Source organism: Mycobacterium paraense (assembly GCF_002101815.1).
Taxonomy (GTDB): domain Bacteria; phylum Actinomycetota; class Actinomycetes; order Mycobacteriales; family Mycobacteriaceae; genus Mycobacterium; species Mycobacterium paraense.
This window is the reverse complement of record NZ_LQPM01000008.1, coordinates 207676-227388: the sequence shown is the minus strand read 5'-3', so window position 1 is coordinate 227388 and position 19713 is coordinate 207676. Positions and strand designations below refer to the sequence as shown.

Sequence of the window (19713 nt, the reverse complement as noted above, 5' to 3'; positions counted from 1 at the left end):
TGCTTGACTGGTAATACGTGACGAGCATGGATTGGTTTTCGGCACCCGAGTACTGGCTGGGCCGGATGGTCCTGCAGCGCGGCGTCGCGGCCATCTACCTGATCGCGTTCGTCGCCGCCGCACTCCAGTTCCGGGCGCTCATCGGCGAACACGGAATACTGCCGGTACCAAGGTTTTTGGCCAGGCAGTCGTTTTGGCGGGCGCCGAGCCTTTTCCACCTGCGCTACTCCGATCGGCTGTTTGCGGGTGTGTCCTGGCTGGGTGCGGCGCTGGCGACGGCCGTCGTCGCCGGCGCGGCCGATCTCGCGCCGCTGTGGGCCGCGATGCTGGCGTGGCTGGCGCTGTGGGTGCTCTACCTGTCGATCGTCAACGTCGGCCAGACCTGGTACGGCTTCGGCTGGGAATCGTTGCTGCTGGAGGCCGGGTTCCTGATGATCTTCCTCGGCAACGACCGGGTCGCGCCGCCGGTGCTGACGCTGTGGCTGGCGCGGCTGCTGCTGTTCCGGGTCGAGTTCGGCGCCGGGCTGATCAAGATGCGCGGCGACCCGTGCTGGCGCGACCTGACCTGCCTGTACTACCACCACGAGACGCAGCCCATGCCGGGCCCGCTGAGCTGGTTCTTCCATCACCTGCCCAGGCCGCTGCACCGGGTCGAGGTGGCGGGCAACCACTTCGCCCAGCTCGTCGTGCCGTTCGGGTTGTTCGCGCCGCAGCCGATCGCCAGCGTGGCCGCCGCGATCGTCGTGATCACCCAGCTGTGGCTGGTGGCGTCGGGCAATTTCGCCTGGCTCAATTGGGTGACGATCTTCCTGGCGTTCAGCGCCATCGACGACCCGTCGCTGGGGAGGCTGTTTCCCGTGCCGGCGCACGCCGGCTGGACGGCCCCACCGCTGTGGTTCGCCGCCCTGGTGATCGCGTTCGCCGGCGCCGTGCTGTTCCTGACGTACTGGCCGGTGCGCAACATGCTGTCTTCGCGTCAGCGAATGAACATGTCCTTCAACCCCTTTCACCTGGTGAACACCTACGGGGCGTTCGGCAGCATCGGGCGCGTCCGGCGCGAGGTGGTGATCGAGGGCACCGACGACGAGCGGGTCACACAGCACACCGCGTGGCAGGAATACGAATTCAAGGGGAAGCCCGGCGCCGTGAACCGGCTACCGAGGCAATGGGCGCCCTACCACCTGCGCCTGGACTGGTTGATGTGGTTCGCCGCGATCTCGCCCGGCTATGCGGGGCCGTGGCTCAAGCCGTTCATGGAGCGGCTGCTGCGCAACGACCGGCCGACGCTGCGGCTGTTGCGGCGCAATCCTTTCCCCGATTCGCCGCCGCGGTACGTGCGGGCGCAGCTCTACGAGTACCGCTTCACCACGTTCGCCGAGCTGCGTCGCGATCGGGCGTGGTGGCACCGCACGCTCATCGGCGGATACGTGCGGCCGCTGGCGCTCGACACAGCGACGAACCTGCAAAGCCGCTGACGCTACAACGTCTCGTCCAGCTCCCCGAGCCGGTCGGTCAGCCGCAGGTTCTCCGAATAGTCGACCGGGCAGCAGATCAGCGACACCCCGTCGTCGTCGAGGGCCGCGCGCAGCGTGGGCAACAGCTCGTCGGCGCTGTTGATCCGATACCCCTTGGCGCCGAAGCTTTCCGCGTAGGTCACGATGTCGGGGTTGCCGAACTTGACGTAGTAGTGCGCCCCGAGTTCGAGGTCCATCTTCCATTCGATGAGCCCGTAACCGTTGTCCTCCCAGATCAGCACCACCAGGGGTATCCGCTCCCGCACGGCGGTCTCGATTTCCTGGGAGTTCATCAGGAACGCGCCGTCGCCGGCGACGGCCAGCACCTTGGCCTCGGGGCGGGCCAGCTTGACGCCCAGGGCCCCGGGTAGCGCAAAACTCATGGTGGACAACCCGTTTGAGATCAGGCAGGTGTTCCGCTCGTAGGTCGGATACAGCCGCGCCATCCACATCTTGGTGGCGCCGGTGTCGACCAGGACCACGTCGCTGCGGCCCAGCGCCTCGCGGGTGTCGGCGACCACCCGGGCCGGCGCCAGCGGGTAGCGCGAATCCTGTTGTCCCCGAGCGAATTCGTCGGCGAGCAGGCCCGACCCGGGCACATCGTCGGCGTGCGCGAAGCTGTGGCCGGCCAGCGCGTCGGTCAGCGCGTTCAGCGAATCGCTGATGTCGCCGATGATCCCGACGTCGACCGAGTAGTGCGCGTCGACCTCGGCGGGGAACCGGTGTACGTGGATGATCCGCTTGTCGGCCTGCGGATTGATCCGGACGGGGTCGAACTCCTGCAGCTCGTAGCCGACGGCGATGACGGCGTCGGCGTTGTCGAACCCGAAGTTCACGTAGTCGTGCCGCATGAACCCCACCGTCCCGGCGCTGTTGGGGTGGTCGTCGGGCATCACGCCCTTGCCGTGGAAGGTGTTGGCCACCTGGATGCCGAACTCCTCGGAGAAGCGGACCAGCGCCTTGGTGGCGTCGGCGCGCGCGGCGCCGTGCCCGGCCAGCACCACCGGCCGCTTCGCGTGGCGCAGGATCTCGGCGGCCCGTTCGACCTGGCGGGGCGCCGGCGCGTCGGGGCGAACGACGTTGCGGGGCAACGGCGTCAGGTCGTAGTCGGTCTCGTCGGCATCGATGTGCTCGGGCACGGCCAGGTAGACCGCGGCCGGGCGCTCGGCCTCGGCGAGCTTGAACGCCTTGCGGACCATCTCGGGTATGGCGCGCGGGGTCGGGATGCCCGCGGCCCACCGCGTGATCGGGGCGAACATCGACACCAGGTCGACGTACTGGTGCGACTCCTTGTACTCCCGGTCCTGGCCCACCTGCGCGGAGATCGCCACCATCGGGGTGCTGTTGGTGGTGGCGTCGGCGACACCGAGCTGCATGTTGATGGCGCCGGGGCCCAGGGTCGACGACACCACCGCCGCCCGGCCGGTGACGCGGCCGTACATCTCCGCCATGAACGACGCCGCCTGCTCGTGCCGGGTGAGCACGTACCGGATGCTCGAGGAGGCCAGCGCCTGCACGAAGCGGATGTTCTCCTCGCCGGGCACCCCGAAGACGACCGCGACTCCCTCGTTCTCCAGGCACTTCACGATCAGCTGAGCAGCTTTACTCATCCGGCACCTCCCTTGGGGGAACGATAGTGGCAGGCTGGGTGTTGGACCTCTTACCAACCCCGAAGCGAAGGATCCCAGCGTGCCCATCGCCACGATCAACCCGGCCACCGGCGAGACAGTAAAAACCTTCACCCCGGCGACCGACGAGGAAGTCGACGCCGCCATCGCGCGCGCGTACGCCCGGTTCCAGGATTACCGCCACAACACCACCTTTGCCCAGCGCGCCGAGTGGGCAAACGCCACCGCGGACCTCTTGGAGAAAGAGGCCGACGACGTCGCCGCGATGATGACCCTGGAGATGGGCAAGACCCTGAAGTCGGCGAAGGCGGAAACGCTGAAATGCGCCAAGGGATTTCGTTACTACGCCGAGAACGCCGAGCGGCTGCTGGCCGACGAGCCTGCCGACGCGGCCAAGGTGGGCGCCAAGAAGGCGTACACCCGCTACCAGCCGCTCGGGGTGGTGCTCGCCATCATGCCGTGGAACTTCCCGCTGTGGCAGGCCGTCCGCTTCGCGGCGCCGGCGCTGATGGCCGGCAACGTCGGCATCCTCAAACACGCCTCCAACGTGCCGCAGAGCGCGCTGTACCTCGCCGACGTCATCGCGCGCGGCGGCTTCCCGGACGGCTGCTTCCAGACGCTGCTCGTCTCGTCCAGCGCGGTCGAGCGCATCCTGCGCGACCCGCGCGTCGCGGCGGCCACCCTGACCGGCAGCGAACCGGCGGGGCAGTCGGTCGCCGCCATCGCCGGCGACGAGATCAAGCCCACGGTGCTCGAGCTGGGCGGCAGCGACCCGTTCATCGTGATGCCGTCGGCGGACCTCGACGAGGCCGTCAAGACCGCGGTCACCGCCCGGGTGCAGAACAACGGCCAGTCCTGCATCGCCGCCAAGCGGTTCATCGTGCACGCCGACATCTATGACGCGTTCGTCGACAAGTACGTCGACCGGATGGAGGCGCTCAAGGTCGGCGATCCGACCGACCCGGACACCGACGTCGGCCCGCTGGCCACGGAGTCGGGCCGCGACGAGATCGCCAAGCAGGTCGACGACGCCGTCGCCGCGGGCGCCACGCTGCGCACCGGCGGCAAGCCGATCGACCGGCCGGGCTGGTTCTACCCGCCGACCGTGGTCACCGACATCACCAAGGACATGGCGCTCTACACCGAGGAGGTGTTCGGCCCGGTCGCGTCGATGTACCGCGCCAAGGACATCGACGAGGCCATCGAGATCGCCAACGCCACCACGTTCGGGCTGGGGTCCAACGCCTGGACCAACGACGAGGCCGAGCAGCAGCGCTTCATCGACGACATCGAGGCGGGCCAGGTGTTCATCAACGGGATGACGGTGTCCTACCCCGAGCTGGGCTTCGGCGGCGTCAAGCGGTCCGGCTACGGCCGGGAGCTGGCCGGCCATGGCATCCGGGAGTTCTGCAACGCCAAGACCGTCTGGGTCGGCGAGTCGGAAAGCGGCTCCGCGGCCGGCGACAGCAAGGTCGAGTAGCCGCGGCTCAGGAGACGGCCGCCAGCGCCTTCTCGTCCTCGTCGGCGAAGGTGTCCTCGAGTTGCAGCGGCGAGTAGTCGAGGTCGATCTCGCCGACCGGGCGCCCGCGGGCGCTGCTGATGGTGCCGAACCGCCGCATGCCCTTGTCGGCGGCGTAGGCCATGAACTCGTCCGTCGAAATGCCGAACGGCATCGGGTCGTACAGGGCGAAGCCCTCTTCGATAAGGCGCAGGCCGAGCGGCATGAGCTCGTTCATCCGCGTTTCGAAGACGCCCCAGTTCGCGTCGTCGGCGGCGACGTGGCGCCGGCAGGTGAAGGTGCCCCACGCCATGTGGCGGCGCTCGTCGTCGCCGATGCGCCGGACCAGCTCCTGCATGCCGGGCAGGATCCCGCGCTCCACGCAAATCTTGTGCCAGGCGAAGTAGCCGGTAAGCGCCAACATGCCTTCGACCATGTGGTTGTAGGTCACCGCCGCCCGCACCTGGGCGGCCGGTGACGGGTCGGACGACAACGCGTTCAGGCTGGCCGGCAGCTCCTCGTAGAAGATCGTCCGGTAGGTCGGGATGTCGTCGAGGTATTCGTGCAGGTCACCGGTGATGCCGACGGCGTCGAGCCACATGCGGAACACCTGGACGTGCTTGGCCTCCTCGAACGCGAACTGCGTCAGGTACATCTCGTCACCGAGCCGGCCCTCGGCGCGCATCGCGGCCATGAACGGCTGGATGTCCTCGGTCACCGCCTCCTCACCGGCGATGAACTCGGCGCACAGCCGGGTGGCGTAGTGGCGTTCGTCGTCCGTCAGCGCCTCCCAGTCCGCGCGGTCGCGGGAGAAGTCGATGTCGGCGGGATTCCAGAATTTCGCGTTGCCGCCGGCGAACAACCGCAAGGGCAGGCTGTCCCAGTTGAGTCCGCCCGCGACCATCGAGGCCGAATGTGTGCGTGTCATGTGACCTCCTCGGGGAGTTTCGGTTCTTGGCCGGCAACGGAATTCGCCGGGTGTGCGGAGAAGGCCGCGGCCAGCACGGCGACGAGCCGGCGCACGGCCAGCGCCGGCTGCTCGGGCGTCGGCTCGTCGAGCCCCAGCACCGGGTCCAGGCCGCGCATGTAGGGCGCCAGCGCCAGGTGCGGAAAGATCATCAGCAGCAACGACAGCAGTGCGTCGGTGTCGGCATCGGGGCGCAGGTCGCCGCGCTGCTGCGCGGCGCGCACCAGCGGCCGCAGCACCTCCAGGTAGTGGCGATTGCTGACGCTGCGCACGCTGATGCGTGCCTCGGTGTCGACCTCCAGGCTCACCGCGGCGTGCAGGGCGCGCTCGTGGGGATGCTCGGCGTAGTAGGCCACCCAGCCGTCGAGCAGGTCGGTGAGGTGGTCGAAGAACGGCCGGCTCGGGTCGAGGTCGCGGATCAGCTCCTCCATGTAGGCGCGCACCCGCTGGCTGGCGACGTCCGTGACGTACGCGTACAGGTCGCGCTTGTCCGCGAAGTACTGGAACAGGCTGCCCTTGGCAACGCCGGCGCGGCGGGCGATGACGTTGAGGCTGCCCCGGGAGAACCCGTGCGCCCCGAACTCGTCTTCCGCTGCTTCTATCACCGCCGCGCGGCGGGCGGGATCGACTCGAGCCCATGTCACCGTGGGCAAAGCGGCCTCCTAGCGTCGATGACCACTGGTCATTCTACGGTGAGCCACGTCACACCTCAAGGCTTCTCGATACCAGTGTGCGCCCGGTTACGGGCGCATCTGATAGGCGCCGTTGATCGGCAGGACGTGTTCCTTCCAGACCTGGTCGTAGCGCGCGGGGTCGTGGACCGGGCGGCGGATCATCCGCATCGCCAGCCGCGCCTGTTCGTCCGTCGTCGCGGGCTTGTCGCCGAGCTCGACGGCGTAGCCGTTGAAGTCGCGCACCAACACCGCGAAGATCTCGTCGATCAGCGCGTCCTCCACGCCGGACAGCGCGGCCTCTTCGAGGATGAGCTGCGCGTAGGGCACCGTCGCGAACAGCTGGCCCACCGCGAACGCGAAGTCAATGTCCTTCTGCTGCAAGGCATCCGGGGTGGCGCTGGCCAGCATCTCGGTGAGCACGTCGACCTGTTCGCGCAGCAGCGCGACGTTGGGAAGGTGGGCGAAGCTGTCGAACGGCGCGCGCCAGTCGGAGAACCGCACCTTGCCCAGGCCGCCGGTGGGCCCCTGGGCGAACAGGAACGCGTCGTCGGCCGCGTCGTCGCGGCGCCCGATCACGGGCAATTCGGCGCTCGGGGCGAACAGGAAGTTCGGCATGAACTTGCCGAGCAGCCCGATGTTGATGTGGACGGTGCCCTCCAGCCGGGGCAGCAGGCCGATCTCGCGGGTGACGGCCTCGAAGAAGGTGTCCTTCTCGACGCCCTTGGCGGCGATGACATCCCACAGCGCGGCGATCACCCGCTCGCCCTCGCTGGTGATCTTGGCCTTGGTCAGCGGGCTGTAGAGCAGGTAGCGGCGGTCGGCCGCCGACGCGCTGCGCATGTAGTCGCAGGCGCGGGTGGCGACCAGTTTCATGGCGATCAGCCGCACGTAGGCGTCGGTGAGCAGCCGCCGCACGTGGGAGAAGTCGGTGACCACGGTGCCGTACAGGTAGCGGTTGGCCGCGTGGGTGACCGCCTCGTACATGGCGTGGGTGCACATGCCGATGGCGCCCCAGCCCAGGTTGTACTTGCAGACGTTGACGGTGTTGAGGGCGGCGTGGAAGGCGTCGGGGCCGCGGTGCAACATGTCGGCCTCGGTGACCGGGTAGTCGCGCAGCGCGTAGTTGGCGACGAAGTTCTGCGAGTTGACCACGTTCTTGATCAGCTCGTAGCGGTCGTGCTGGGAGTCGGCGGCGAAGAAGACGTACTGTTGCTCTTTTTCCGAGGTGGCGGCGATCTTGCCGAACGTGGAGACCATCCGCGCCACGTTGGCGTTGCCGATGTAGTACTTCTCGCCGTTGGCCGTCCACCCGTGCTCGCCCGGCGTCAGGATCATGTCGGTCTGGTAGACGTCCGCGCCGTGGGTCCGCTCCGACAGCCCGAAGGCGAACACCTCGCCCTGTTCGAGCTGGGCGGCGGCCTTGCGCTTGGCGTCCTCGTTGTCGCTCATCCAGATCGGGCCCAGGCCCAGCGCGGTGACCTGGAACGGGTACCAGTAGCTCAGCCCGTAGAAGCCGACGATCTCGGCGAACTCGCTGATCCGGTAGGTGTCCCACCGACAGTCGTCGGCGCCGTATTCCGCCGGGGTCAGCAGGGACGCGAAGATCCGCTCGCGGCCGATGTGGTCGAGGAAGTCGGAGTACCAGACCCGGTTGTGGTCGTCGGACTTCAGCCGCGCCTTGCCCCGGGACTCGAAGAAGTCCACCGTCGCGGCCATGATCTCCCCCGAGCGGGCATCGGGGTAGCGGCGTTGCAGATGGTTGGGATTGAGCAACATGGCGTGGACGGTACTGCACCGGCGTCGCCGCGGGAACGCACCGGACAAAACTGTCGGGCCCTGTTGTTCCGGCGCCGAATCGACCTAGCATCAGTCCCGTGTCAGAACTCAATACCGCCCGCGGCGCGATCGATACCGCCGACCTCGGCGTGACCCTCATGCACGAGCACGTCTTCATCATGACCACCGAGATCGCCCTGAACTACCCCGAAGCCTGGGGCGACGAGGAACAGCGGGTGGCCGACGCCATCGACCGGCTCAACGAACTCAAGGCCCGCGGGGTCGACACCATCGTCGACCTCACCGTCATCGGGCTGGGCCGCTACATTCCGCGCATCGCGCGCGTCGCGGCGGCCACCGAGCTGAATATCGTTGTGGCGACCGGCATTTACACCTACAACGACGTGCCGTTCCGGTTCCACTACCTGGGCCCGGGCACGCCGATGGACGGCCCGGAGATCATGACCGACATGTTCGTCCGCGACATCGAGGAGGGTATCGCCGACACCGGCGTCAAGGCCGGCATCCTCAAATGCGCCACCGACGAGCCCGGCGTCACCCCGGGCGTCGAGCGGGTGCTGCGGGCGGTCGCGCAGGCGCACAAGCGCACCGGGGTGCCGATCTCCACGCACACCCACGCCGGGCTGCGGCGCGGGCTCGAGCAACAACGCATCTTCGAGGAGGAGGGCGTCGACCTGAGCCGCGTGGTCATCGGCCATTCCGGCGACACCACCGACCTCGGCTACCTCGAGGAGCTCATCGCGGCCGGCTCCTACATCGGGATGGACCGCTTCGGCATCGACGTGTACCTGCCGTTCGAGGACCGGGTGAACACCGTGGCGCAGATGTGCGAGCGCGGGCACGCCGACAAGATGGTGCTCTCGCACGACGCGAACTGCTACTTCGACGCGCTGCCCGAGGACCTGCTGTCGGTGGCCGCGCCGAACTGGCACTACCTGCACATCCACAACGACGTGATCCCCGCCCTCAAGGAGCGCGGCGTCACCGACGAGCAGTTGCACACCATGCTGGTCGACAACCCGCGGCGCATCTTCGAGCGGCAGGGCGCTTATGAGTGAGCCGGTTGCACCGATCGGTTCACAGATCTCCGCACTGGCCGCCCTGGCTCCCGACGAGCCCGCGGTCACCTGCGACGGGCTGACCCTCACCCGCGCCGAGCTCGACCGCTCGACCAACCGACTGGCCCGCGCGTACGCCGAGCGCGGCGTCGGCGTCGGCGACTACGTCACGATGGTGCTGCCCAACTCCGTCGAGTGGATCCAGGCGGCGGTGGCGTGCTGGAAGCTCGGGGCGGTACCCCAGCCGCTGTCGGCGCGGTTGCCGGACGCCGAGCTGCAGGGCTTGCTGGCACTGCGGCCGCCCGCGCTGTTGGTGGGCCGCGACAGCGCCGAAATACCCAGCGTGCCAGCGGGATTCACGCCGGATCCGGCATTGTCCGACGCCGCGTTGCCCGAAGCGGTGTCGCCGGTGTGGAAGGCGATGGGGTCGGGCGGCAGCACGGGCCGGCCCAAGCTCATCGAATCCGGCGGGGACAGCCGGATACCGGCGGCCATCGGCTATCCGCTGGGCGCGCAGGAGGGCGACACCACCCTGGTCCCGATCCCGTTGTCGCACAACACCGGTTTCACCACCGCCACGATCGCGTTGCTGATGCGCCACCACCTGGTGCTGATGAGCCGGTTCGACCCGCACGGGTTCCTGCGGCTGATCGCCGACCACCGCGTCACGTTCCTGACCACGGTCCCGACGATCATGCAGCGGGCGCTGCCGGTCTACCACGCCGATCCGGGCGCCTACGATCTGTCGTCGCTTAGGCGGTTCTGGCACATGGGCGCCCCCTGCCCGCCGGCCATCAAGGCGGCGTGGATCAAGCTGCTGGGCCCCGAGGTCGTCTGGGAACTCTACGGCGGCACCGAATTACAGGCCTTGACATTCATCTCCGGCGACCAGTGGCTGACCCATCGCGGCTCGGTCGGCGTGGTGGTCGCCGGGGAGATGAAGGTGCTCGACGACGACGGCAACACCTGCCCGCCCGGGGTGGTCGGCGAGATCTACATGCGCCCCGCCCCCGGCAGCGCGCCGACGTACCGCTACGTCGGCGTCCAGGCCAAGAGCCGCGACGGCTGGGACTCGCTGGGTGACCTCGGCTATTTCGACGCCGACGGGTTCTTGTACCTGTCGGATCGCCGGGTCGACATGTTCACCGTCGGCGGCCGCAACGTCTACCCCGCCGAGATCGAGAACGCGCTGTCGGCGCATCCGGACGTGCTGTCCTGCCTGGTCGTCGGCGTGCCGGATCCGAACGCCGGGGACCTGGGCCAGGTGCCCTACGCCCTGGTGCACACGGCCGACGGGTCCACGCTGGACCCCGAAGGCGTGAAAGAGTTTCTGCGCGAACGCATCTCGTCGTACAAGGTGCCGCACACCGTCGAGTTCGTCGACACCCCGTTGCGCGACGACGCGGGTAAGGCGCGGCGGTCGGCCGTGCGCGACGAGGTCATGGCGCGATTGCGTCCGCCTCAGCGTCTGTGACTTGGGGCGTTGGCTGCTGGCGCTTCTCCCAGCGCCGCAGCGCCTCCCGGCACGGCGACTCGACCAGGCCGTAGCTGACCGCGGCGATCGCCCAGCCGAAGATCAGCGTCAACACCAGCACCGAGGGCATGCGGCCGGTGAAGGCGAACGTGCCGAGGACGGGGAACACCATGTCCAGCGCGGCCAGGTGCCAGATGAACAGGCCGTAGGACCAGCGCCCCAGCGTCACCATGGCCGTGCTGCCCAGCAGCCGGTGCGGGGTGTCGGGGCGGTCCAGCACCAGGGGGGCGACCAGCGCGAAGGCGACGACGGCGCCCATCGCGGTCTTCACCGCGAATTGGGCGGGGCTGCCGACGGCCAGGCCCGCCGGGCCGGCCAGCGGGGACGCCGCCACCAGGTAGGCCGCCACCGCGATCACGGCCATCGGCACCCGCCGGCGCGCCAGGCGGTGCGGGAAGCCGACCCCGCTGTGCACCCATTCGGCCAGCAACATGCCCGCCGCGAACCAGGAGAAGAACGCCGGGGGCCAATCCAGCGGGTTGTTCCAGGTTCTGCTGTCCAACAGAAAGACGGGCACCCAGGCCCAGGCGAAGCTGAGCACCGCCAGCGACGCGATCGCCGGCACCCGCGCCGCCGTCGGGAGCCGACGGGCCAGCAACGCCAGAACGGGCAGGGCCAGGTAGAAGCCGACCTCGACCGACAGGCTCCACATCTGGGTCAGGCCGCCGGTCAGGGTGAGCGGCACATAGATCTGGGTGAGCGTCAGGTTGGCCAGCCACACCGTCGGGCTGGCGTGATTCGAGTCGGGCAGCAGCGTGAGGATCACGACGACGGCCACCACGTAGGCCGGCATGATGCGGATCGCCCTGGACCGCAGGTAGTGGCCGGTGCGCGGCCGCGGCGCCAAACCCCGTGCCGCCGCGGCGTGCCCGCGCCACAACAGGAACCCCGACAACGCGAAGAACACCGCGACGGCAAGGTCGAAGCGGCCGAAGAGGCGGCCGTCGAAGCCGCTGGAGTGCCCCGTCTGGAAGGCGACGTGCGTGACGACGACGCCCATCGCCGCGCACGCTCGCATCCCCTCCACGGCGGGCAGGAAGCTGCGGGTCCCTCCCGTCTGCTGGCCTTCGGTCACGACCACAAGTGTGCCCGTCGTGTGGCAGCGGGCGAATCGGGTATTCGGCGCGAGGCTGAATGGGTTGGTAAGCCGGGGCCTTAAATTCTGCTGTTAGGGTCGAACGGGTTTGCCACGTGGGGATCCATTAGGAGGGCACAGCAACGTGAACCGCGCCGGCGACGATGCAGAGAGAAGCGATGAGGAGGAGCGGCGCGCATGAACCGAGCAGTCATGCTGCGTTACGCCGCATGCGCGATCATCGGACTCGGGGCCGCCCTGCTGATCGCCGCGCTGCTGCTGTCGACCTACACCAGCAGCCGGATCACCAAGATCCCGCTGGACATCAACGCCACGTTGGTCGCCGACGGCAACGGAACCGCGCTCGACTCCGCGTCGCTGGCGAGCGACCACCTCGTCGTCAACCAGAACGTGCCGCTGGTGTCCCAGCAGCAGGTCAGCGTCGAATCGCCGGCCAACGCCGACGTCGTCACGCTGCAGGTCGGCACCTCGGTGCGCCGGACGGACAAGCAGAAGGACAGCGGGCTGTTGCTGGCGATGGTCGACACCGTCACGCTCAACCGCAAGACCGCGATGGCCGTCTCCGACGACACCCACCCCGGCGGCTCCGTGCAGAAGCCGCGCACCGTCAACGACGAGAGCCCGCCCACCGCGATGCCGCTGCGCCACGACGGGTTGTCCTACCGGTTCCCGTTCCGCACCGAGAAGAAGACGTACCCCTTCTTCGACCCGATCGCGCAGAAGCCGTTCGACGTCAACTACGAAACGCAGGAAGACGTCAACGGCCTGACCACCTACAAGTTCACCCAGAACGTCGGCTACAACCCCGACGGCAAGCTGGTGGCCCCGGTGGCGTACCCGACGCTGTACGCCGACCAGACGACGGACTCCAAGTTCACCGCCTCGGCGGCGATGTGGGGCGTCCAGGGCGGCGATCCCAACGAACAGATCACCATGACCCGCTACTACGCGGCGCAGCGGACCTTCTGGGTGGACCCGGTGTCGGGGACCATCGTCAAGGAGACCGAGCACGCCAACCACTACTTCGCCCGCGATCCGCTCAAGCCGGAGCTGACGCTGGTCGACTACAAGGTCACCTCCAACGAGGACACGATCGAGTCCCAGGTCAACGCGGCGCGCGATGAGCGCGACCGGCTGGCGCTGTGGTCGCGGGTGCTGCCGATCACGTTCACCGCGGTGGGTCTGATCGCGCTGATCGGCGGCGGCGTGCTCGCCGCCTTCAGCCTGCGCACCGAGAGCGCGGTGACCGACCCCGGCCTGGACCGCTCCGATCAGGAATTCTTCGGCCGCACGGGGCTCGAGGAACGGGTGCCCGGCGCCGAGGCCGAGACCGAGAAGCTGCCCACGCAGCGCCCGGCCGCCGATCCCGATCCGCCCGCTTCCGACCCGCCGACCCTGGAGTCCGACGAGCCGGCCGAGCCGCGGCCGCACGACGCCGGGCCACCCGAAGCCCCCGGCCCGCCCGAACGGGCCTAGCTTCCGCGGATGCGCTGGGCCCGGCCGGGGTACGCGCTGCTGCTGGCGCTCCTGGTGCTCGGGCCGCTCCTGGCGCCCGGTTACCTGCTCCTACGCGACGCGGTGTCGACGCCGCGGTCGTACCTGTCCGACACGGCCCTGGGGCTGACGGCGGCGCCGCGCGCGACGCCCCAAGATTTCGCGGTGGCGCTGGCCTCGCAGGTCGTCGACGGCGGCGTCGTGGTCAAGGCGCTGCTGGTGGCGGGGTTGTGGCTGGCCGGATGGGGGGCGGCCCGGCTGGTCGCCGCGGCGGTGCCCGACGCGGGCATGCCCGGCGAATTCGTCGCCACCACGCTGGCGATCTGGAATCCCTATGTCGCCGAACGGCTGCTGCAGGGCCACTGGAGCCTGCTGGTCGGCTACGGCTGCCTGCCCTGGGTCGCGGCGGCGATGCTCCGGCTGCGGTCTACCGGGTCGGGCTGGCCGGGGTTGGCGTTCTGGATCGCGCTGGCCGGGCTCACCCCGACCGGCCTGTTGCTGGCGGCGACGATGGCGCTGGTCTGCGTCGCCGTTCCGGGTGCGAGGCGGCCGCGCTGGCTCTGCGCCGCCGTGGCCTCGGGAGCCGCGGCGGTGGCTGCGGCGCCCTGGCTGACCGCCGCGGCGTTGGGCTCCTCGATGAGGTCACAAGCCGCGCTGGGTGTGGACGCGTTCGCCCCGCGTGCCGAGCCCGGCCTGGGCACGCTGGGCAGCCTCGCCGGCCTCGGCGGCATCTGGAACGGCGAGGCCGTACCGGCTTCGCGGACAACGCTTTTCGCGGTGTCCTCGGCCGTGGTGCTGCTGGCCGTGATGGCGGCCGGGGTGCCGGTGGTGGCGCGCCGTCGCGCGGCGGTGCCGCTGTTGGCGTTGGCGGCGGTGGCCGTGTTGGTGCCGGCCGCTTTGGCGACGGGCCCGGGCCTGCACGCACTGCGGGCGCTGGTCGACGCCGCGCCGGGCGTCGGCGTGCTGCGCGACGGGCAGAAGTGGGTGGCGCTGGCGCTGCCGGGGTACGCGCTGGCCGGCGCCGGCGCCGTGGTGACGTTGCGGCGGTGGTTGCGGCCGCCGGTGGCCGCGCTGGTCTGCTGCCTGGCGCTGATCCTGGCGCTGCCGGACCTGGCGTGGGGCGCATGGGGCAACGTGTCCCCGGTGCGCTACCCGCGCGGATGGGCCGCGGTGGCGGGCGCGATCAACTCCGATCCGCGCACGGTCGCGGTGCTGCCTGCCGGCACCATGCGGCGGTTCTCCTGGTCGGGCCCGGCGCCAGTGCTGGACCCGCTGCCCCGCTGGCTGCGCGCCGACGTGCTGAGCACCGGCGACCTGGCCATCTCGGGGGTCGTCGTGGCCGGGGAGGGCGATCGCGCCCGCGCCGTGCAGGACCTGCTGCTGAGCGGTCCCGATCCGGCCGCGCTGGCCCGGGCCGGCGTCGGGTGGCTGGTCGTCGAATCGGACAGCGCCGGCGACATGGGCGCCGCCGCGCGCACCCTCGCCGCGCTGACGCCGGCCTACCGCGACAACGAGTTGGCCCTCTACCGGATCGGCGGCGACACCGCCGGTGTCCCGCCGGCCCGGCGCACCGCGACGCTGATCGCGCACGTGGCGTGGTTGGCGACGCTGCTCGGGGCCGCCGCCGGGTCGGTGCTGGGTTGGGTCAGACGACGCCGCTGACGAACTCGCCGGCCCGGACGGCCTCGAGTACGTCGCGCATCGCGTCGGCGCTTTGCGTCCAGGAGAACTCGCCGCTGCGCGCCTGGGCCTTGGCGCCGAGTTGGTCGCGCAGCACCGGGTCGAACAGCAGCCGCTCGAGTCGATCCACCAGCTCGGCCTGGCTGTCCACCAGCATCCCGGTCACCCCGTCGACGATCGAGTCGGACAGGCCGCCCGAGGAGCGGTAGCCGATGGTGGGCACTGCGTGCTGGGCCGCCTCCACCACCGCCAGACCCCAGCCCTCCTTGCGCGACGGCAGCACGTGCACCCACGAGCTTTGCAGCACATGGTGTTTGGTGAGGTCGTCGACGTGGCCGTGGAAGGTCACCGCGCCGGACAGGCCGAGCCGCTGCGCGTGGTCGACGAGCCGCTGCCGCCACCAGCCGCCGCCGACGATGTCGAGGTGCAGATTCGGCAGCCGCGGCCGCAGCGCCGCAACGGCTTCCAGCGCGTCTTCGATCTGCTTGTGCGGCACCAGCCGCGACAGCACCACCACCCTGGGCGCCGCCGAGCGCGGGCCGGTCAACGTCTGCGCCGGCGCCTCGTCGAGGCCGTTGCGCACCACCGCGATCTGCCGGTTGGCGACGCCGAGCGCGACCAGGTCGCGGGCCGACGGGAGCGACACCGTCACGTACTGGTTGCGGCGGTTCAGCCGCGGCGACAACCGGGACTCGACGAACCAGCCGATCCGGCCGAGCACCGGCCCGGCCACCGGCCACTGCTCGCGGTGGCAGTGGTGCACCAGCACCAGCACCCGGCGGCCGTACACCAGCCGGGCCAAAAACGGCAGGCCGTTCTGGGTGTCGACGACCACGTCGGGCCGCGCCCGCCGCAGCGGTCCCAGCCCGATGCGCGCGGCGGCCATCGCCAGCAGCGCCCAGACGTAGACCGAGTACCGGCCACCGGCGCGGTCGATGCGCACCCCGTCGACCACTTCGCGCCGCGGCGCGCCCGGATAGCGGGCGGTGCGCAGCGTGACGGTGATTCCGGAGGCGGCCAGCTGCGCGCCGACGCGCTGCAAGTAGGCCTCGCTGCCGCCGCCCTGTGGGTGCCCGGTGTCGCGCCAGCACAGCAGCAGGACGGAGCGGAGAGCAGACATTACTGGCCAGCGTAGCCGGGTGGCGACGCGGCCCGTCCTACCTTGCCCCATCCGTCACACCCGCCCCTGGCTGGAAGGATGTTCCTCGTGCCCACCTCACAGCGACAACTGACGGCTGGGGCCCGTTGTCGCCGGGAGCCGGGCATACGGTCTGACCGGGTCGACGGGCTTGCGGGGAGCGGCACGTGGGCGTGACCGACGTATTCGCACGACGGGCGACGCTGCGCCGGTCGGTGCGGCTGCTGGCGGAATTCCGCCACGAACGGTCCGACCCGGGCCGCTTCTACGGCGCGCTGGCGGCCGATACCGCGGCGATGGTCGCCGACCTGTGGCGCGGGACCCACGGCGAAGATCCGGCCGGCCGCACGCTGCTCGACGTCGGCGGCGGCCCGGGGTATTTCGCGGCCGCCTTCGCCGAGGCCGGCGTCCGCTACATCGGTGTGGAGCCCGACCCGAGCGAGATGCACGCCGCCGGACCGGTTTTGGCGCGCGAGCCGGGCCGCTTCGTCCGGGCCTCGGGCCTGGCGCTCCCGTTCGCCGACGACTCCGTCGACATCTGCCTGTCCTCCAACGTGGCGGAACACGTGCCGCGGCCGTGGCAGCTCGGCGCCGAGATGCTGCGGGTGACCAGGCCGGGTGGGCTGGCCGTGCTGTCCTACACCGTCTGGCTCGGCCCGTTCGGCGGCCACGAGATGGGCCTGACGCACTACCTCGGCGGTGCCCGCGCCGCGGCGCGGTACGCCCGCAAGCACGGCCATCCGGCCAAAAACAACTACGGGTCGTCGTTGTTTGCGGTGTCGGCCGCCGACGGCCTGAGCTGGGCCGCGAACACCGGCGCCGCGGTGGCCGCATTTCCCCGCTACCACCCCCGATGGGCGTGGTGGCTGACGTCGGTGCCGGCGCTGCGCGAGTTGCTGGTCAGCAATCTCGTGCTGGTGCTCGCACCCCGAGAATGAAACATGTTCTCGTTTTGCGTCCGCTTGGGTAGGGTGGCGCCATGCGCGCCGGCGACGATGCAGCGCGGAGCAATGAGGAGGAGCGGCGCATATGACGAGCGCTAAGACCGAATACGACAAACTTTTCATCGGCGGCAAGTGGGCGGAGCCGTCGACCTCGGAAGTCATCGAAGTGCACTGCCCGGCGACCGGCGAGTACGTCGGCAAGACGCCGCTGGCCGCGGCGGCCGACGTCGACGCCGCCGTCGCCGCCGCGCGTGCCGCCTTCGACAACGGCCCCTGGCCCACAACGCCGCCCAAGGAGCGCGCGGCCGTGATCGCCAACGCGCTCAAGTTGATGGAGGAGCGCAAGGACCAGTTCACTGCGGTCCTCGCCGGCGAAACGGGTCAGCCGCCGACCGGCATCGAAACGATGCACTGGATGAGCTCGATCGGTGCGCTGAACTTCTTCGCCGGCCCGGCCGTCGACCAGGTCAAGTGGAAAGAGATCCGCAACGGCGGCTACGGCCAGAGCGTCGTGTATCGCGAGCCGGTCGGCGTGGTGGGCGCGATCGTGGCGTGGAACGTGCCCCTGTTTTTGGCGGTCAACAAGCTGGGGCCGGCGCTGCTGGCCGGGTGCACCGTGGTACTCAAGCCCGCCGCCGAAACGCCTTTGAGCGCAAACCTTTTGGCGGAGGCATTCGCCGAGGCGGGCCTGCCCGGGGGCGTGCTGTCGGTGGTGCCCGGCGGGATCGAGACCGGCCAGGCGCTGACGTCCAATCCCGACGTCGACCTGTTCTCCTTCACCGGCAGCTCGGCCGTCGGCAAGGAGATCGGCCGCCGCGCCGCGGAGATGCTCAAGCCGTGCACGCTGGAGCTCGGCGGGAAGTCGGCGGCCATCGTCCTCGACGACGTCGACCTGGCCGCGTCCATCCCGATGTTGGTGTTCTCCGGGATCATGAACACCGGTCAGGCTTGCGTGGCCCAGACGCGCATCCTGGCGCCACGCTCGCGCTACGACGAAATCGTCGAGGCCGTCAGCGGTTTCATGCAGGCGCTGCCTGTCGGCCCGCCGTCGGACGCGGCGGCCCAGATCGGGTCGCTGATCTCGGAGAAGCAGCGCGCCCGCGTCGAGGGCTACATCGCCAAGGGCGTCGAGGAGGGCGCTCGGCTGGTGTGCGGCGGCGGCCGTCCCGAGGGCCTGGACAACGGGTTCTTCGTGCAGCCAACCGTTTTCGCCGACGTCGACAACAAGATGACGATCGCCCAGGAGGAGATCTTCGGGCCCGTGCTGAGCATCATCCCCTACGACAGCGAGGAGGACGCGATCAAGATCGCCAACGACTCGGCGTACGGGCTGGCCGGCAGCGTGTGGACGGCCAATGTGCCGCGCGGCATCGAGATCGCGGAGAAGATCCGCACCGGGACGTATGCGATCAACTGGTACGCGTTCGATCCCTGCTGTCCGTTCGGCGGTTACAAGAACTCGGGCATCGGCCGGGAGAACGGCCCCGAGGGCGTCGAGCACTTCACGCAGCAGAAGAGCTTGCTGATGCCGATGGGCTACACCCTGGACAGCTGATCCTCAGCAAAAGCGCGCCTGGCGGCGCGCGATGAACGACGGCACGCCCTCCCACCGCTCGATGGCGGCCGCCTCCCACTGAGTGCGGGCCAGCTGCGCTTTTGCGTGCGCAAGCAGCCGTCGGCGCCGTCAACCGCGGGCGTAGGGATTATGTAATAGAGCATAAAACCGGGCCCATGTACCGCATGTCGTAAGGGCGGTGTGACGGGGCCCACTCCGCGTTTACCGAGCTGTCAGAGTTAGTTAGGGAATAAAACTTGCTTACTCGACCGATGTCTTATATGCTTCTCAGCATAATCATGGGCCGCACTCAGGCCGGGAGAAAACAATGTGGATCATCGAACTCAACATCGCCGGCTACCAGTTCACGCGCGAGATGCCCGACCTGAAGCGCCGCCCCTTCCGATTCAGCCCGCGTAACATGCACTGGCCGGTACCACGGCATTCACACGCTGCATGACGCTCGCTCCGGGAGGTACGACAGTGCCGACTAGCACCGACGCCAAGGCGGAATCCACGCCGACCAAGCGCTGCGACACGCGCAAGAAAATGCTGCTGAGCGCCGCCGAAGTGATGCGCGAGCGCGGGGCCGCCGGGGTCACCATCGACGAGGTGCTCGCCCGCAGCGGCGCGCCGCGCGGCTCGGTGTACTACCACTTCCCCGAGGGCCGCAATCAGATCCTCGCCGAGGCGCTGCGCTATTCCGGCGACTCCATCACCGCCATGATCGACGACGCCGCCGGCTGGGGCGCCCGAGCCCTGCTGCGCGAGTTCGTCGAATTTTGGGAGCGCCTCCTGGCCGAGAGCGATTTCGCCGCCGGCTGCGCCGTGGTCGCCGCGGCGATCGGCTCCGACGACGCCGAGCCCAAGCTGTCCGCCGAGGCCGGCGCCATCCTGGGCCGGTGGTGTCACGCGTTGACACGGGCGTTTGCCAACGACGGCTTCGACGACGCCGACGCGGAGTCGCTGGCGGTGATGTCGATCGCCGCCCTGGAAGGCGCCGTCGTGCTGTCGCGCTCCAAGCGCTGCACCGACCCGCTGCGCCAGGTCGGCGAGCAACTCGAATTCCTGATCAAAGCAAGGGAATTCGTCATCCGCAACGGGCTCCCCGGCTAGCACGGCCGCCATCCGCCGGG

At 69.6% G+C, this 19713-nt stretch carries 14 protein-coding genes and 1 pseudogene; 9 read left to right on the top strand and 6 right to left on the bottom strand.

The features are described from left to right. Positions 1 to 26 precede the first annotated feature (26 nt). Positions 27 to 1475, top strand: coding sequence for a lipase maturation factor family protein (locus tag AWB89_RS07770; protein ID WP_085172668.1), 1449 nt, complete (start codon positions 27 to 29; stop codon positions 1473 to 1475). 2 nt (positions 1476 to 1477) lie between these two features. On the opposite strand, the gene AWB89_RS07765 is transcribed toward AWB89_RS07770, so the two are convergent. After that, on the bottom strand, positions 1478 to 3124 hold the full coding sequence (locus AWB89_RS07765; RefSeq protein ID WP_085172666.1) for an acetolactate synthase large subunit: 1647 nt from the start codon (positions 3122 to 3124) through the stop codon (positions 1478 to 1480). Between the two features lie 79 nt (positions 3125 to 3203). Between AWB89_RS07765 and AWB89_RS07760 the strand changes: the two genes are divergently transcribed. Further along, on the top strand, positions 3204 to 4622 hold the full coding sequence (locus tag AWB89_RS07760) for an NADP-dependent succinic semialdehyde dehydrogenase (RefSeq protein WP_085172664.1): 1419 nt from the start codon (positions 3204 to 3206) through the stop codon (positions 4620 to 4622). A 7-nt stretch (positions 4623 to 4629) separates the two neighbouring features. Here the strand turns inward: AWB89_RS07760 and AWB89_RS07755 are convergent, their stop codons facing one another. The 3 genes from AWB89_RS07755 to AWB89_RS07745 form a co-directional block, all read right to left on the bottom strand. Then, entirely contained in the window at positions 4630 to 5568 is a 939-nt protein-coding gene (locus tag AWB89_RS07755) for a R2-like ligand-binding oxidase (RefSeq protein ID WP_085172662.1), read from the bottom strand. Continuing rightward, positions 5565 to 6260 carry a TetR/AcrR family transcriptional regulator gene (locus AWB89_RS07750; protein WP_085102397.1) on the bottom strand — a complete coding sequence of 232 codons (696 nt, stop codon included), beginning with the start codon at positions 6258 to 6260 and terminating at the stop codon, positions 5565 to 5567. The genes AWB89_RS07755 and AWB89_RS07750 overlap by 4 nt, the downstream gene beginning before the upstream one ends. Before the next feature lie 87 nt (positions 6261 to 6347). After that, a complete protein-coding gene (locus AWB89_RS07745; protein ID WP_085172660.1) occupies positions 6348 to 8057 on the bottom strand; it encodes an acyl-CoA dehydrogenase family protein in 1710 nt (569 codons plus the stop codon). Between the two features lie 98 nt (positions 8058 to 8155). On the opposite strand from AWB89_RS07745, the gene AWB89_RS07740 reads away from it, so the two are divergent. Together AWB89_RS07740 and AWB89_RS07735 are read left to right on the top strand one after the other, a co-directional pair. After that, on the top strand, positions 8156 to 9136 hold the full coding sequence (locus AWB89_RS07740) for a phosphotriesterase family protein (RefSeq protein WP_085172658.1): 981 nt from the start codon (positions 8156 to 8158) through the stop codon (positions 9134 to 9136). Beyond that, the gene (locus AWB89_RS07735) at positions 9129 to 10610 is read left to right on the top strand and encodes an AMP-binding protein (protein WP_085172656.1); all 1482 of its coding nucleotides are present in this window, start codon (positions 9129 to 9131) and stop codon (positions 10608 to 10610) included. Before AWB89_RS07740 ends, AWB89_RS07735 begins: the two co-directional genes overlap by 8 nt. On the opposite strand, the pseudogene AWB89_RS07730 reads toward AWB89_RS07735, so the two are convergent. After that, positions 10576 to 11806: pseudogene (locus AWB89_RS07730) on the bottom strand (acyltransferase family protein). The gene AWB89_RS07735 and the pseudogene AWB89_RS07730 sit on opposite strands and share 35 nt — an antisense overlap. A 137-nt stretch (positions 11807 to 11943) precedes the next feature. Between AWB89_RS07730 and pgfA the strand changes: the two are divergent. Both pgfA and AWB89_RS07720 read left to right on the top strand, forming a co-directional pair. Continuing rightward, positions 11944 to 13242: a cell envelope lipid trafficking protein PgfA gene (gene pgfA, locus AWB89_RS07725; RefSeq protein ID WP_085102407.1), complete on the top strand. Its 1299-nt coding sequence runs from the start codon at positions 11944 to 11946 to the stop codon at positions 13240 to 13242. A gap of 9 nt (positions 13243 to 13251) precedes the next feature. Beyond that, complete coding sequence (locus AWB89_RS07720; protein WP_085172652.1) at positions 13252 to 14922, top strand: MmpA family trehalose lipid delivery protein; 1671 nt, start codon at positions 13252 to 13254, stop codon at positions 14920 to 14922. On the opposite strand, the gene AWB89_RS07715 is transcribed toward AWB89_RS07720, so the two are convergent. Beyond that, positions 14906 to 16060, bottom strand: a complete 1155-nt coding sequence (locus AWB89_RS07715; protein WP_085102411.1) for a glycosyltransferase family 4 protein — start codon at positions 16058 to 16060, stop codon at positions 14906 to 14908. The genes AWB89_RS07720 and AWB89_RS07715 overlap by 17 nt on opposite strands. A 185-nt stretch (positions 16061 to 16245) precedes the next feature. Between AWB89_RS07715 and AWB89_RS07710 the strand changes: the two genes are divergently transcribed. The 3 genes from AWB89_RS07710 (at position 16246) to AWB89_RS07700 (ending at position 19693) form a co-directional block, all read left to right on the top strand. Then, a complete protein-coding gene (locus tag AWB89_RS07710; RefSeq protein ID WP_085172650.1) occupies positions 16246 to 17016 on the top strand; it encodes a class I SAM-dependent methyltransferase in 771 nt (256 codons plus the stop codon). Between the two features lie 91 nt (positions 17017 to 17107). After that, complete coding sequence (locus tag AWB89_RS07705; protein ID WP_085172648.1) at positions 17108 to 18577, top strand: aldehyde dehydrogenase; 1470 nt, start codon at positions 17108 to 17110, stop codon at positions 18575 to 18577. A gap of 456 nt (positions 18578 to 19033) precedes the next feature. Continuing rightward, complete coding sequence (locus AWB89_RS07700; protein WP_443677816.1) at positions 19034 to 19693, top strand: TetR/AcrR family transcriptional regulator; 660 nt, start codon at positions 19034 to 19036, stop codon at positions 19691 to 19693. Positions 19694 to 19713 lie beyond the last annotated feature (20 nt).

What these genes read in the sequence shown, in the direction of transcription:
- AWB89_RS07770 (WP_085172668.1), top strand. Translation starts at nt 27, where the DNA reads ATGGATTGGTTTTCGGCACCCGAGTACTGGCTGGGCCGGATGGTCCTG.
- AWB89_RS07765 (WP_085172666.1), bottom strand. Translation starts at nt 3,124, where the DNA reads ATGAGTAAAGCTGCTCAGCTGATCGTGAAGTGCCTGGAGAACGAGGGA.
- AWB89_RS07755 (WP_085172662.1), bottom strand. Translation starts at nt 5,568, where the DNA reads ATGACACGCACACATTCGGCCTCGATGGTCGCGGGCGGACTCAACTGG.
- AWB89_RS07745 (WP_085172660.1), bottom strand. Translation starts at nt 8,057, where the DNA reads ATGTTGCTCAATCCCAACCATCTGCAACGCCGCTACCCCGATGCCCGC.
- AWB89_RS07735 (WP_085172656.1), top strand. Translation starts at nt 9,129, where the DNA reads ATGAGTGAGCCGGTTGCACCGATCGGTTCACAGATCTCCGCACTGGCC.
- pgfA (WP_085102407.1), top strand. Translation starts at nt 11,944, where the DNA reads ATGAACCGAGCAGTCATGCTGCGTTACGCCGCATGCGCGATCATCGGA.
- AWB89_RS07720 (WP_085172652.1), top strand. Translation starts at nt 13,252, where the DNA reads ATGCGCTGGGCCCGGCCGGGGTACGCGCTGCTGCTGGCGCTCCTGGTG.
- AWB89_RS07715 (WP_085102411.1), bottom strand. Translation starts at nt 16,060, where the DNA reads ATGTCTGCTCTCCGCTCCGTCCTGCTGCTGTGCTGGCGCGACACCGGG.
- AWB89_RS07705 (WP_085172648.1), top strand. Translation starts at nt 17,108, where the DNA reads ATGACGAGCGCTAAGACCGAATACGACAAACTTTTCATCGGCGGCAAG.
- AWB89_RS07700 (WP_443677816.1), top strand. Translation starts at nt 19,034, where the DNA reads ATGACGCTCGCTCCGGGAGGTACGACAGTGCCGACTAGCACCGACGCC.